Source organism: Enterobacter sp. RHBSTW-01064 (assembly GCF_014103035.1).
GTDB classification, from domain to species: domain Bacteria; phylum Pseudomonadota; class Gammaproteobacteria; order Enterobacterales; family Enterobacteriaceae; genus Enterobacter; species Enterobacter mori.
The window spans coordinates 364,681-377,869 of record NZ_JABXOU010000001.1 but is presented as its reverse complement, the minus strand read 5'-3'; the positions used below and the strand labels follow the sequence as shown (position 1 = coordinate 377,869).

Genomic DNA, 13,189 nt, shown 5'->3' with positions numbered 1-13,189 from the left:
GGATTATTGCGCTTTGAAAGCGTGCAAGCGGTTTGTCGCTTTGGTTAGCCCGTCTTTCAGCCAGATTTCGGTGCAGCGCGCCGCTTCATCTACCGCTTCGTCAATCAATTTCTGCTCAGAAACCGGGGGCTTACCGAGTACGAAACCGACAACTTTGTTTTTATCGCCCGGATGACCGATTCCGACGCGCAAACGGTGGAAATTCGGGTTATTGCCCAGCTTGCTGATGATGTCTTTAAGACCGTTGTGGCCGCCGTGCCCGCCGCCCAGTTTGAATTTTGCTACGCCAGGCGGGAGATCCAGCTCATCGTGAGCCACCAGAATTTCATCCGGATTGATGCGATAAAACGTCGCCATTGCCGCAACGGCTTTACCGCTCAGGTTCATAAAGGTGGTGGGCACCAGTAAGCGAACATCCGCGCCTGCAAGATTGATACGTGAGGTATATCCGAAGAATTTAGGTTCTTCACGCAGGGGAGCACGTAACCGCTCGGCCAGCAGATCAACGTACCATGCCCCGGCGTTGTGGCGAGTGGCCGCATATTCTGCGCCCGGGTTGGCGAGGCCGACAATCATTTTAATCGTCACGATTCAATTCCTAATGGGTTCCAGATCTGGCGCGTAGTTTACTGTCTGGCGCGCCGCTTGACAAAATTCTGCGACCATCATAACGAAATACGAATAATTTCTGATTTGAACAATTAGAATTTCAAGCTGTTCAAAGCCTTATTTGTAAACTTTTGTTTGGGCGTTATCTGTAATTGTGATCATTCGCGCAACTCATAAAAGGGGCGTTGTCTATACTTTACACACAAGGATTAGGGGCTTTTCCCCTGACAACCCAAAGTTCCGGAGGTGACACATGAAACGCAAAAACGCTTCGTTACTCGGTAACGTACTGATGGGATTGGGGCTGTTCGTGATGGTAGCCGGGGTGGGTTATTCAATTTTAAACCAGTTACCACAGTTTGATCTCCCGCAATACTTCGCACATGGCGCGATATTGAGCATCTTCATTGGTGCGGTATTATGGCTGGCGGGGGCTCGCGTGAGCGGCCATGAGGAAGTGTGTGACAAGTACTGGTGGGTGCGCCACTACGACAAACGCTGTCGTCGCGACCAGCATAAGCACAGCTAGTGCTACGATGAAGAACACCGAAACGGTTCCCTGGGGAGCCGTTTTTTTTTTGCATCATGGGTTGACCCTCACGTAACGTAAGGCTCCAGAGTGGCGCCACTGGCTAAGAAAAGGAGCAGTTATGTTGATTCAGGTGGGTGAGCTGGCGAAACGTGCCGGGATCACCGTGCGGACATTGCACCACTATGAGCAAACAGGGTTGTTGCTGCCTTCAGCCAGAAGCGCGGCAGGTTACCGGCTTTATAACCTGGCGGATGTCCAGCGTCTGCACATGATCCAGGCGTTGGCAAAAGCGGGGCTGGAACTTGCTGAAATCAGGGATTTCCTGGAACAGGAGTCGCTGTCGTTAACCGAGTTACTCGATGCGCAAATCACGCTGCTGGATAAACAACTGCGCAGCATACATACGCTGCGCGACCGGCTGGTGGAGTTGCGGACCGGGCTTATCGACGATGCGACGCCGGATCTGGAATCCTGGCTACAGACTCTGGAGTTAATGAATATGTACGATCGCTGGTTTAGCAAAGAAGAGTTACAGCAGCTGCCGTTTGCAGTGCAGAAGGATGCGCTGGCGGCTATCTGGTCAGGACTGGTTGCACAAGCCAAAACGCTTCTGGAGCAAGATATACCCATTACGGACGCGCGAGCCATGGATCTGGCGACGCGCTGGATGGAACGCCTGGAGCAGGACACGGCGGGCAAGCCGGAGTTTCTCACCCGGCTGAACGAGATGCACAGCGTTGAACCGCAGATGCAGGCGCAAACCGGCATCACGCCGGAGATGACGGATTACATCACGCGCGCGTTTGCTGAGTCTAAGCTCTGCATATGGGAGAAGTATCTCACTGCCGAAGAGATGGCCTTTACCCGGGCACACTACTTTGACCGCATGATGGAGTGGCCGCCGCTGGTGGCGAAACTGCATCAGGCGCAGCGGGATAATATCGCTCCCGCCACGGAGGAGGCGCAAAAGCTCGCCGAAAACTGGCTGTCGCTATTCCAGTCGTACGCGGGCACGAACCCGGCGACCCAGCAAAAGTTTCGCACTGCCATGCAGCAGGAGCCGCATCTGATGAAGGGAACATGGATGACGCCTGCCGTGATTGCATGGCTACAGCAGGCGATCGGGGTGATGATGCAGAGACGTTTCTCTGCATCAGGTGACTCACAGATCCGCTAACGCAGCTTCGCGGTTAGGATAGAAGGCAAGGCGGCCAGGGATAGGCTGCACGCCCGCGCGCGCCATGGTGCGCAGCGGCTGAAACTCCAGGTTACTCACCCGCAGCTCGCAGCCTTCCGGCAGACGTGCCACAAAGCGCTGGAAGGCATCCAGGCCGCCTGCATCCAGTACCGGTACGGCATCCCACTTCAGCACGACAACCCGTTTCCCCACGATGCGGGACTCCAGATCGCTGAACAGGCCTTCCGCCGCAGCGAAGAACAGCGGGCCAATCACGCGCAGCACCAGCACATCGTCAGGTACTTCCACGTTAACCGCGGAAAGGCGCGTCATCTGCGCGATGCGGCGCATAAACAGCAGGGACGCCAGCACGATCCCGACGCTGATGGCGATAACCATATCGAACAGCACGGTCAGCGACATGCAGATTAGCATCACGATGATGTCGTCTTTCGGCGCGCGACGCAGCAGGTTCACCACCTTGTGCGCCTCGCTCATGTTCCAGGCCACCATCAGCAGCAGGGCAGCCATGGCGGAAAGCGGCAGCCAGGAGAGCAGCGGGGCGAGGACCAGCAGCGCCAGAATCACCAGCAGGGAGTGAATGACCGCAGAGACCGGTGACGTCGCCCCTGCGCGGACGTTCGCGGCGGAACGGGCAATCGCAGCCGTAGCCGTAATACCGCCGAAGAAGGGCGCGATAATATTACCTAAGCCCTGACCGACCAGCTCGCTGTTGGCTTTGTGTTTGGTGCCAGTCATACCGTCCAGTACGACGGCGCAGAGCAGGGACTCAATCGCTCCCAGCATCGCCATAGAAAATGCGGCGGGAAGCAAAGCGCGCAGGGAATCCCAGCTTAGGGTAAAGCTGGAGCCGGGCATGTCCCACGGCAGCACCAGCTGCGGCAACAGCTGCGGAATGCCGCTACCCTGTGAACCGTCCGCCAGAACATAGTGGAACTGCGAGCCGATGGTCGCGACATGACCACCGAACATATTGACGATAGCCATCACCGCGCAGCCCAGCAGCAGTGCGGGCAGATGGCCCGGGAGACGGATCCCCAGACGAGGCCAGACGATCAGCGTACCCAGCGTCACAATCCCAATGGCAGCGTCGCCCAGGTTGGCGGTCGGCAGCGCCATAAACAGCGCCCCCACTTTCTGTAAATAGTGCTCAGGAACATGAGTCATCTGCAGGCTGAGGAAATCCTTGATCTGCATGGTTCCGATGGTGATACCAATCCCCGAGGTGAATCCCAGCGTCACGGAAAGGGGGATGTACTCTATCAGCCGACCAAAGCGGGCCAGGCCAAACAGAATCAAAAAGACGCCGGACATCAGGGTGGCGACCAGCAGGCCTGCCAGACCAAACTGCTGCGAAACCGGGTAGAGGATCACCACAAAGGCAGCGGTCGGGCCGGAGACGCTGAAGCGCGAGCCGCCCGTAAGGGCGATGACGATCCCGGCAACGGCCGAGGTGTACAGACCGTACTGCGGTGCAACGCCGCTGCCAATCGCCAGCGCCATCGCCAGCGGGATGGCGATAATGCCGACGGTGATCCCGGCAATCAGGTCACGGACAAAGCGTGATGAGGTGTACTTCTCTTTCCAGCAGGCGTCGATGAGGGCGCGAAAGGGCAGAACATGTGAGGAGGTTACGTTTTTCACAATTATCTATCATCCGTATGCGCATCATCTGTCATGTGAATGGCAGGTGAAGGAGGCATTAATCATACAAATAAAACCCAGAGACAAAAAAACCCGCCGCAGCGGGTTTTTCGGCCGTATTCGATTAGTGTTCGAACATTGCTGAGATAGATTCTTCGTTGCTGATACGACGAATCGCTTCGGCCAGCATTCCGGAAAGGGTCAACGTACGCACGTTTGGCAGTGCTTTGATCTCGTCGCTCAGTGGGATGGTATCGCATACCACCACTTCGTCAATGACGGAGTTGCGCAGGTTGTTTACCGCATTACCGGAAAAGATCGGGTGGGTCGCGTAAGCGAACACGCGCTTGGCACCACGCTCTTTCAGCGCTTCAGCTGCTTTACACAGGGTACCGCCAGTATCGATCATGTCGTCAACCAGCACGCAGTCGCGGCCAGCAACGTCACCGATGATGTGCATCACCTGAGAAACGTTAGCGCGCGGACGGCGTTTGTCGATGATTGCCATGTCGGTATCGTTCAGCAGCTTAGCGATAGCACGGGCACGTACCACGCCGCCGATGTCCGGAGAAACCACGATTGGGTTGTCCAGGTTCAGCTGCAGCATGTCTTCCAGCAGGATTGGGCTGCCGAATACGTTATCAACCGGGACGTCGAAGAAGCCCTGGATCTGCTCTGCGTGCAGGTCAACGGTCAGTACGCGGTCAACACCGACGCTGGACAGGAAGTCAGCGACAACTTTAGCGGTGATTGGCACACGTGCAGAACGGACGCGACGGTCCTGACGGGCATAGCCGAAGTAAGGGATTACAGCAGTGATACGGCCTGCTGAAGCGCGACGCAGGGCGTCGACCATAACAACCAATTCCATCAGGTTGTCGTTTGTTGGAGCACAGGTGGACTGGATGATGAAAATATCACCACCGCGTACATTTTCGTTAATTTGTACGCTGACTTCGCCGTCGCTAAAGCGACCTACGGCGGCGTCGCCGAGGGAAGTGTACAGGCGGTTGGCAATACGTTGTGCTAGTTCCGGGGTGGCGTTACCAGCAAAAAGCTTCATATCAGGCACGAGAAGAACCTCAGGCATGCGTCCAGTGGCGGATAGCGTTCGCCGCAAACTGTGCGGGCCAGGCGAAGGCTATCCAGGCGGTGTATTAAAGAGCGCGATGCAACGTCTGGAACAGGGTGACGTTGTCACCGAAACTCAGTCTGCGCCAGAATGGCCTGCTGTAGGGGGGAGGTGTTCATCCCGCGTGCTACAAAACCATGCAGCCAAACTGGCGCTTGCTCAAGCACCTGACGAGCGGCGGATTCGGTGTCAAATTCAGCAAAGACACAGGCCCCTGTACCCGTAAGGCGCGACGGCGCGTATTCTAACAGCCAGGAAAGCACCGCATCAACCTCGCGAAAACGTTTTCTTGCGATATCCTCGCAATCGTTGCTGAATTCACAATTTAATAACGTTTCTATTGACCGTTCCGGGGTATTTCTTTTCAGGTCAGGATCTTTAAAGATGACCGGCGTTGGTATGCTCACGCCAGGGTGGGCAACCAGATACCATTTTTCCGGCGGGTCGACTGGCGTGAGGATCTCGCCTACGCCCTCGGCAAAAGCCGCATGACCGCGAACAAACACCGGTACATCAGCCCCCAGCGTCAAGCCTAAAGCTGCCAGTTCGTCCTGTGACAGCCCGCAGCCCCAGAGATGATTCAGCGCAACCAGTACGGTCGCGGCGTTAGATGAGCCACCGCCCAACCCGCCGCCCATCGGCAGACGCTTCTCGATACGGATATCCGCACCGCTTCCTGAGGGCAGACGACCTGATTCCGCTGCGGCTTTCATCAGAAGGCGCGCGGCGCGCACGATCAGATTGTCCTCATGCGCCACGCCTTCAACGGGCGTCAGCAGACATATCTGTCCATCCTGGCGCAGCTCAATGGCGATCGTGTCGCCATAATCAATAAACTGAAACAGCGTCTGCAGGGTGTGATAACCGTCAGCACGCTGGCCGGTGATGTATAAAAACAGGTTCAGTTTTGCCGGAGAGGGCCAGTGGGTCATCATTTAACGATCCAGTTGTCCATTTTCAGCTTAATGCGCTGGCTGCCTTGCGTCAGCTCCATATTCGACGGCAACGACGGTTTACTCTTGCTGTCATAGGCGCTGTACACCACTTTCCACGTCTTGCCATTCTGAGTGTAGTTCACCTGGCTGAGACGGTATTGATCGTCAAGCTGGTAGTCGGTTGCCTCACCCGGCAGGCCAAGGATCCACTGGCGCAGGCTGTTGAGCGGGATAGGCATCCCGGTCAGCTTGCCAATCATCTCTTCGGCGTCTGTCGCGGTGTAGTGCTGGCCTTTGTTATCGGTGATCTGCGCTTCGCCCGGTTTGGCGATAAGCTCCAGTTCGGTGCTGCCCAGCGGATTTAACAGCAGCAGGCGATAGTTGTCCTGACCCGTTTGCTGCCAGAAGAATCGTGCATAAACCTTTTGCTCGTCAGAGAGATAAGCGAAAGCGCCTCGGGTCTGGTACTGGCTCAAATTACGGACGTCCTGCTGGTGCTGACGCCACTGCGGTGAATCAGGGCTTTTGCCCGGGCCTTTTGGTTGGGTGACGGTACATGCGGTCAGAACCAGTGCCGCCAGCGGCAGCAGGCGAATCAGTCGGGTCATAATGAGGACAAATCCTTGAGATACGTTGCAGTTATAACTGTTAATGCTAGCGTCCCACAGTGCTACCGTCTACGTTCAAATTATCTCAAAGCGTTGTGTAACCTATTACTCCGAAAGGGGGCAGTCTCTTTTATTGATCTCGCGCATCCTGTATGATGCGTTCTGCTAACCTTATTAACGCTGGTACTACTCCCGCTCAACATGACCCTATTAGCACTCGGCATTAACCACAAAACAGCCCCGGTTTCACTGCGAGAACGCGTGACGTTTTCGCCGGATACGCTCGACCTGGCGCTGGATAGCCTGCTTGCACAACCGATGGTGCAGGGTGGCGTGGTGCTCTCGACGTGCAACCGTACCGAGCTGTATCTCAGCGTGGAAGAGCAGGATAACCTGCACGAGGCGCTGATCCGCTGGTTATGCGACTACCACAACCTCAACGAAGAAGAACTGCGCAATAGCCTGTACTGGCATCAGGACAACGATGCGGTCAGCCATCTTATGCGCGTGGCCAGCGGGCTGGATTCGCTGGTGCTGGGCGAACCGCAAATTCTTGGGCAGGTGAAAAAGGCGTTTGCGGATTCGCAAAAAGGGCATCTGAAGGCCAGCGAGCTGGAGCGTATGTTCCAGAAGTCTTTCTCCGTGGCAAAGCGAGTGCGAACCGAAACCGACATTGGTGCCAGTGCGGTTTCTGTTGCTTTCGCGGCCTGTACCCTCGCTCGTCAAATCTTTGAATCTCTGTCGACCGTCACCGTGCTGCTGGTGGGCGCGGGCGAAACCATCGAACTTGTGGCGCGCCATCTGCGCGAGCATAAAGTGAAAAAGATGATTATCGCCAACCGCACCCGCGAGCGTGCGCAGGTGCTCGCGGACGAAGTGGGCGCAGAGGTTGTTGCGCTGAGCGACATTGATGAACGCCTGAAAGAGGCGGACATTATTATCAGTTCTACCGCCAGCCCGCTGCCGATTATCGGTAAAGGGATGGTGGAGCGTGCGCTGAAGTCCCGCCGTAATCAGCCGATGCTGCTGGTCGATATTGCCGTCCCGCGTGATGTTGAACCCGAAGTGGGCAAACTGGCGAACGCCTATCTCTACAGCGTGGATGACCTGCAAAGCATCATTTCGCACAACCTTGCCCAGCGTAAAGCGGCAGCGGTGCAGGCGGAAACCATCGTTGAGCAGGAAACCAGCGAGTTTATGGCCTGGCTGCGCGCGCAAAGCGTCAGTGAGACCATCCGCGAGTACCGCGGACAGGCTGAACAGGTGCGTGATGACCTGACAGCCAAAGCGTTAGCGGCCCTGGAACAGGGCGGTGACGCAAATGCAATCATGCAGGATCTGGCGTGGAAACTGACCAACCGCCTGATCCATGCACCAACCAAATCTCTTCAGCAGGCTGCCCGTGACGGGGATGATGAACGCCTGACTATTCTGCGCAACAGCCTCGGGCTGGAATAGCGCCCTACACCCATTTTCTATTACAAGGTGCACTTACGCCTATGAAGCCTTCTATCGTCGCTAAACTGGAAGCTCTGCATGAGCGCCATGAGGAAGTACAGGCGCTGCTCGGCGATGCCGGGACCATCGCAGACCAGGAACGTTTTCGCGCACTGTCGCGTGAATATGCGCAGTTAAGTGATGTGTCTAAATGCTTTACCGACTGGCGACAGGTTCAGGAAGATATTGAAACCGCGCAGATGATGCTCGACGATCCTGAGATGCGCGAGATGGCGCAGGAAGAGCTGCAGGACGCAAAAGCGCGTTCTGAAGAGATGGAACAACAGCTCCAGGTGCTTCTGCTGCCGAAAGATCCGGACGATGAGCGTAACGCGTTTGTGGAAGTGCGCGCCGGTACCGGCGGTGACGAAGCCGCGCTGTTTGCTGGTGACTTGTTCCGTATGTACAGTCGCTACGCCGAAGCGCGTCGCTGGCGCGTAGAGATCATGAGTGCCAACGAAGGCGAACATGGTGGCTTTAAAGAAGTTATCGCCAAGATTAGCGGCGACGGCGTATACGGTCGTCTTAAGTTTGAATCCGGCGGTCACCGCGTGCAGCGCGTGCCTGCGACAGAATCTCAGGGACGTATTCACACCTCAGCCTGTACGGTTGCGGTGATGCCTGAACTGCCGGAAGCCGAACTGCCGGACATCAATCCGGCGGATCTGCGAATTGATACGTTCCGCTCCTCCGGGGCGGGCGGTCAGCACGTTAACACCACCGACTCCGCGATCCGTATTACCCACCTGCCAACCGGTATTGTGGTGGAGTGTCAGGACGAACGTTCCCAGCACAAAAACAAAGCCAAAGCGTTGTCTGTACTGGGTGCACGTATCCGCGCCGCCGAAGTGGCGAAACGTCAGCAGGCGGAAGCGTCTACGCGTCGTAACCTGCTGGGCAGCGGCGATCGCAGCGATCGTAACCGTACCTATAACTTCCCGCAGGGCCGCGTAACCGACCACCGCATCAACCTGACGCTGTACCGTCTGGATGAAGCAATGGAAGGTAAGCTCGATATGCTGATTGAGCCTATCGTGCAGGAATACCAGGCCGACCAGCTGGCGGCACTGTCCGAGCAGGAATAATGGATTTTCAGCGCTGGTTACGCGAGGCGGTCAGTGAGCTTTCAGAAAGCGAAAGCCCGAAACGCGACGCCGAAATATTGCTTGAGCATGTGACGGGGAAATCCCGCACGTACCTGCTGGCTTTTGGTGAGACGCTGCTGACTGCCGAGCAGGAAGCGCAACTCGCCGCGCTGCTTGCCCGCCGTAAGACGGGCGAGCCGGTGGCGCACCTTGTCGGCGAACGCGAGTTCTGGTCGTTACCGCTGTACGTCTCGGCGGCAACGCTGATCCCACGTCCTGACACCGAGTGTCTGGTGGAGCAAGCGCTGGCGCGTTTACCCACAGCGGCCTGTAGCATTCTCGATCTCGGTACTGGCACAGGCGCTATTGCGCTCGCGCTCGCCACTGAGCGGCCCGATTGCACAGTAACGGCGGTGGATGTGATGCCAGACGCGGTGACGCTGGCGCAGCGTAACGTGGAACGTCTTGGCCTCGGCAACGTGACGGTACTGCAAAGTAGCTGGTTTACCGCGCTGGAGAATCGCTTATTTGCGCTGATTGTCAGCAACCCGCCTTACATCGACGAACATGACCCACACCTTGCGCAGGGCGATGTTCGTTTCGAACCACTGACTGCGCTGGTCGCGGCCAATGAAGGCTTAGCCGATCTTGATCACATTGTGACAACGTCACGACAACATTTGCTTCCCGGTGGCTGGCTGCTGGTGGAACATGGCTGGACGCAAGGGAACGCGGTGCGCGCGCTGTTCACTCATGCGGGTTATCGCGAAGTGGCAACCTGCCGCGATTACGGCGGCAATGAACGTCTGACGCTGGGACAGTGGGTATGAATCACCGCTATCTGCCATTAACTGATAAAGGCGCATGGCTGACTGAAAAGTGGTTTGGCGTTATCATCTACATCGTTTTGAGTTTTATCGCGTCTGGACGTCATTGTACGCGCAGTCGTTACTGGGGTAAGTCATGAGGTCCTTAGCCGATTTCGAATTTAACAAAGTGCCGCTGTGTGAAGGCATGATCCTGATTTCTGAAATGATTCGCGATGATTTTACGTCGCAGTACGTCCACGCGGAACTGGAGAATCTGGTCAGCCTGGCACGGGAGGAGATCAGTCAGGCGCGTCCGCAGGACTGGCAATTAGAGAAGCTGCTAGAGCTTTTCTACGGCGAATGGGGTTTCTGCGACACGCGTGGCGTGTATCGCCTGTCAGACGCATTATGGCTGGACCAGGTCTTAAAGAATCGTCAGGGCAGCGCCGTCGCGCTGGGATCCATTTTGCTGTGGGTCGCCCATCGTCTGGATATTCCGCTGGTGCCGGTCATTTTCCCGACGCAGATGATACTGCGTGCGGAGTGGCTGGACGGCGAGATGTGGCTCATTAATCCCTTCAACGGTGACACGCTGGATGAGCACACGCTGGACGTGTGGCTGAAAGGCAATATCAGCCCGGTGGCCGAGCTCTTCAACGAAGATCTCGACGAGGCGGATAACGCCGAAGTGATCCGCAAGCTGCTGGATACGCTGAAGTCTGCGCTAATGGAAGAGCGTCAAATGGAGCTTGCGCTGCGTGCCAGCGAAGTGCTGCTGCAGTTCAACCCGGAAGATCCGTACGAAATTCGCGACCGCGGCCTGATTTATGCGCAGCTCGATTGCGAGCATGTGGCGCTAAGTGATTTGAATTATTTCGTCGAGCAATGTCCGGAAGACCCGATTAGCGAAATGATTCGTGCGCAGATCAACGCGATCTCGCACAAACAAATTACACTGCATTAATCTTAATTCCGATTCACACCTGAATAAGGCGATCCTATGAAACAAAAAGTGGTTAGCATTGGTGATATCAAGGTAGCAAACGACCTGCCGTTCGTGCTGTTTGGCGGCATGAACGTGCTGGAATCCCGCGATCTCGCCATGCGTATCTGCGAGCACTACGTGACCGTGACCCAGAAGCTGGGCATCCCGTACGTGTTTAAGGCCTCTTTTGATAAAGCCAACCGCTCCTCCATCAACTCTTACCGTGGCCCGGGCCTGGAAGAAGGGATGAAGATTTTCCAGGAGCTGAAGCAGACCTTTGGCGTGAAAGTGATCACCGACGTGCATGAAGCCTCTCAGGCGCAGCCTGTGGCTGACGTGGTAGACGTGATTCAGCTTCCGGCATTCCTGGCGCGTCAGACCGACCTGGTTGCGGCAATGGCGAAAACCGGTGCGGTCATCAACGTGAAGAAACCGCAGTTCGTGAGCCCTGGGCAGATGGGTAACATCGTCGATAAGTTCATTGAAGGTGGCAACGACAAGGTGATCCTGTGTGACCGTGGCGCAAACTTCGGTTACGACAACCTGGTTGTCGATATGCTGGGCTTCAGCGTGATGAAAAATGTCTCCGGCCAGTCTCCGGTGATTTTCGACGTGACGCATGCTCTGCAGTGCCGCGACCCGTTCGGCGCAGCCTCTGGCGGCCGTCGTGCCCAGGTTACCGAGCTGGCGCGTGCCGGTATGGCGACCGGACTGGCAGGCCTGTTCATTGAAGCGCACCCGGATCCGGCGAACGCAAAATGCGATGGTCCTTCCGCACTGCCGCTGGATAAGCTGGAGCCGTTCCTGAAACAGATTAAAGCGATTGACGATCTGGTGAAGAGCTTCGACGAGCTGGATACCAGCAACTAATAAAAAACCCGCTTCGGCGGGTTTTTTTATGGGGCATATTGCCGGGTGGCGCTTCGCTTACCCGACCTACAAAACCCGTAGGCCCTGCAAGCGAAGCGCCGCCGGGCAAAAAGGCTATGCAAAAATTGTCATTAAGTACGCAATAAACAACGCCATATGCGCCGCGCCGTTCAGCACGTTAGTGCGTCCGGTGGAGAATGAAATCTGGCACAGCAGCAACGAGGCCACCATCACAATCATCTCCGGCGCACCCAGCGCAAACTGCAGCTCGTTGCCCGTCATAAAGGCAATCAGCGTCACCACCGGAACGGTAAGTGAAATCGTCGCCAGTACGGACCCGAAGAACAGGTTCATTGCGCGCTGCACCTGATTATTCAACACCGCTTTCAGCGCGCCCAGCCCTTCAGGGGACAGGATCAGCAGCGCCACCAGGAAGCCGGTAAACGCCACCGGCGCGTTCAGCTCGGTTAACAGCGTCTCCAGCGGGTTGGCATTCATCTTGGTGACGGCAATCACCGCAATCAGATGCACGATCAGCCAAACCGTATGCCACGCGCTGCTGTGGGCCGACGGCTTACCGTGGTGCGGGTCATCGTCGTCGCCGTCGTCTTCATGCTCATACACGAACAGGCTCTGGTGCGTTTTGGTCTGAATCAACAGGAACACGCCGTACATGGCGGCGGAAATCAGAGCGACCAGCAGCGCCTGACCGGTAGAGAAGTTTGCACCCGGTAGCGCCATTGGGAACACCAGCACGATAATCGCCAGCGGGAAGAGGGCAATCAGATACTGTTTAATGCCGAACAGGTTCATATACTGGGTCGCGAACTTGCGGCCGCCCAGCAGCAGAGAGAAGCCCACCAGGCCGCCCGTCACAATCATAATGATCGAGTAGAGCGTGTCGCGCATCAGCGTCGGCGCGGCATCGCCGGTGGCCATGAGCGCGGAAATCAGGCTGACTTCGAGAATAACAACGGAAAGGCTGAGAATTAACGAGCCGTACGGCTCACCCAGACGGTGGGCTAATACGTCCGCGTGACGAACTACGCTAAAGGCGCTGGTTAAGATGCCGACCAGCGCAAGAATATTGATACCAACCACCACTGGCAGTGACTGACTGCTTCCCCAGAAGAGCAGCACAGCCAGTGCCAGAACCGGGAAAATGAGCGACGTCTCCTTGTGGCGGGTCTTAACCGCCTCGTGTGTTGTTGTCATGTGCTTCTCCATCAATGCAGGTGCTTGTAATTATAGATAGATTTTTGAGGGCATTAAACTAACAGATATC

General features: G+C 56.4%; 13 protein-coding genes and 1 pseudogene. 8 read left to right on the top strand and 6 right to left on the bottom strand.

Translation table 11 applies throughout. From position 1 onward, the window contains the following. Window positions 1-3 precede the first annotated feature (3 nt). The gene (pth, locus tag HV355_RS01755; protein WP_095451149.1) at window positions 4-588 is read right to left on the bottom strand and encodes an aminoacyl-tRNA hydrolase; all 585 of its coding nucleotides are present in this window, start codon (window positions 586-588) and stop codon (window positions 4-6) included. A gap of 274 nt (window positions 589-862) precedes the next feature. On the opposite strand from pth, the gene ychH reads away from it, so the two are divergent. Further along, window positions 863-1,138 (top strand): stress-induced protein YchH, encoded by a 276-nt coding sequence (ychH, locus tag HV355_RS01750; protein ID WP_108417824.1) that lies wholly within the window; start codon window positions 863-865, stop codon window positions 1,136-1,138. A 121-nt stretch (window positions 1,139-1,259) separates the two neighbouring features. Beyond that, window positions 1,260-2,318, top strand: a complete 1,059-nt coding sequence (locus HV355_RS01745; RefSeq protein ID WP_108417823.1) for a MerR family transcriptional regulator — start codon at window positions 1,260-1,262, stop codon at window positions 2,316-2,318. Here HV355_RS01745 and dauA read toward each other — a convergent pair. The 4 genes from dauA to lolB form a co-directional block, all read right to left on the bottom strand. Then, window positions 2,304-3,983, bottom strand: coding sequence for a C4-dicarboxylic acid transporter DauA (dauA, locus tag HV355_RS01740; protein WP_182400741.1), 1,680 nt, complete (start codon window positions 3,981-3,983; stop codon window positions 2,304-2,306). The two genes, HV355_RS01745 and dauA, sit on opposite strands and share 15 nt — an antisense overlap. Before the next feature lie 124 nt (window positions 3,984-4,107). Continuing rightward, on the bottom strand, window positions 4,108-5,055 hold the full coding sequence (prs, locus tag HV355_RS01735) for a ribose-phosphate diphosphokinase (protein WP_003856663.1): 948 nt from the start codon (window positions 5,053-5,055) through the stop codon (window positions 4,108-4,110). A gap of 125 nt (window positions 5,056-5,180) precedes the next feature. After that, the gene (ispE, locus tag HV355_RS01730) at window positions 5,181-6,050 is read right to left on the bottom strand and encodes a 4-(cytidine 5'-diphospho)-2-C-methyl-D-erythritol kinase (RefSeq protein WP_182400740.1); all 870 of its coding nucleotides are present in this window, start codon (window positions 6,048-6,050) and stop codon (window positions 5,181-5,183) included. Beyond that, the gene (gene lolB / locus HV355_RS01725) at window positions 6,047-6,658 is read right to left on the bottom strand and encodes a lipoprotein insertase outer membrane protein LolB (RefSeq protein WP_010432909.1); all 612 of its coding nucleotides are present in this window, start codon (window positions 6,656-6,658) and stop codon (window positions 6,047-6,049) included. Before lolB ends, ispE begins: the two co-directional genes overlap by 4 nt. 201 nt (window positions 6,659-6,859) lie before the next feature. On the opposite strand from lolB, the gene hemA reads away from it, so the two are divergent. The 6 genes and pseudogenes from hemA (at window position 6,860) to kdsA (ending at window position 11,904) form a co-directional block, all read left to right on the top strand. Continuing rightward, the gene (hemA, locus tag HV355_RS01720) at window positions 6,860-8,116 is read left to right on the top strand and encodes a glutamyl-tRNA reductase (RefSeq protein ID WP_010432912.1); all 1,257 of its coding nucleotides are present in this window, start codon (window positions 6,860-6,862) and stop codon (window positions 8,114-8,116) included. A 41-nt stretch (window positions 8,117-8,157) separates the two neighbouring features. Further along, a complete protein-coding gene (prfA, locus tag HV355_RS01715; protein ID WP_100166092.1) occupies window positions 8,158-9,240 on the top strand; it encodes a peptide chain release factor 1 in 1,083 nt (360 codons plus the stop codon). Continuing rightward, window positions 9,240-10,070, top strand: coding sequence for a peptide chain release factor N(5)-glutamine methyltransferase (gene prmC, locus HV355_RS01710; RefSeq protein ID WP_182400739.1), 831 nt, complete (start codon window positions 9,240-9,242; stop codon window positions 10,068-10,070). The genes prfA and prmC overlap by 1 nt, the downstream gene beginning before the upstream one ends. Further along, window positions 10,046-10,189: pseudogene (locus HV355_RS24090) on the top strand (siroheme synthase); the annotation flags it as partial. The gene prmC and the pseudogene HV355_RS24090, both read left to right, overlap by 25 nt. A 14-nt stretch (window positions 10,190-10,203) precedes the next feature. Further along, window positions 10,204-11,013, top strand: a complete 810-nt coding sequence (gene sirB1, locus HV355_RS01705) for an invasion regulator SirB1 (RefSeq protein ID WP_089599489.1) — start codon at window positions 10,204-10,206, stop codon at window positions 11,011-11,013. A 36-nt stretch (window positions 11,014-11,049) separates the two neighbouring features. Continuing rightward, window positions 11,050-11,904: a 3-deoxy-8-phosphooctulonate synthase gene (gene kdsA, locus HV355_RS01700; RefSeq protein ID WP_029741601.1), complete on the top strand. Its 855-nt coding sequence runs from the start codon at window positions 11,050-11,052 to the stop codon at window positions 11,902-11,904. A 114-nt stretch (window positions 11,905-12,018) separates the two neighbouring features. Here kdsA and chaA read toward each other — a convergent pair whose 3' ends face one another. Then, complete coding sequence (chaA, locus tag HV355_RS01695) at window positions 12,019-13,119, bottom strand: sodium-potassium/proton antiporter ChaA (protein WP_010432924.1); 1,101 nt, start codon at window positions 13,117-13,119, stop codon at window positions 12,019-12,021. Window positions 13,120-13,189 lie beyond the last annotated feature (70 nt).

Coding starts and splice junctions, on each gene's coding strand:
- ychH (WP_108417824.1), top strand. CDS start 863: ATGAAACGCAAAAACGCTTCGTTACTCGGTAACGTACTGATGGGATTG.
- HV355_RS01745 (WP_108417823.1), top strand. CDS start 1,260: ATGTTGATTCAGGTGGGTGAGCTGGCGAAACGTGCCGGGATCACCGTG.
- prfA (WP_100166092.1), top strand. CDS start 8,158: ATGAAGCCTTCTATCGTCGCTAAACTGGAAGCTCTGCATGAGCGCCAT.
- kdsA (WP_029741601.1), top strand. CDS start 11,050: ATGAAACAAAAAGTGGTTAGCATTGGTGATATCAAGGTAGCAAACGAC.
- chaA (WP_010432924.1), bottom strand. CDS start 13,119: ATGACAACAACACACGAGGCGGTTAAGACCCGCCACAAGGAGACGTCG.
- sirB1 (WP_089599489.1), top strand. CDS start 10,204: ATGAGGTCCTTAGCCGATTTCGAATTTAACAAAGTGCCGCTGTGTGAA.
- prmC (WP_182400739.1), top strand. CDS start 9,240: ATGGATTTTCAGCGCTGGTTACGCGAGGCGGTCAGTGAGCTTTCAGAA.
- hemA (WP_010432912.1), top strand. CDS start 6,860: ATGACCCTATTAGCACTCGGCATTAACCACAAAACAGCCCCGGTTTCA.
- ispE (WP_182400740.1), bottom strand. CDS start 6,050: ATGATGACCCACTGGCCCTCTCCGGCAAAACTGAACCTGTTTTTATAC.
- lolB (WP_010432909.1), bottom strand. CDS start 6,658: ATGACCCGACTGATTCGCCTGCTGCCGCTGGCGGCACTGGTTCTGACC.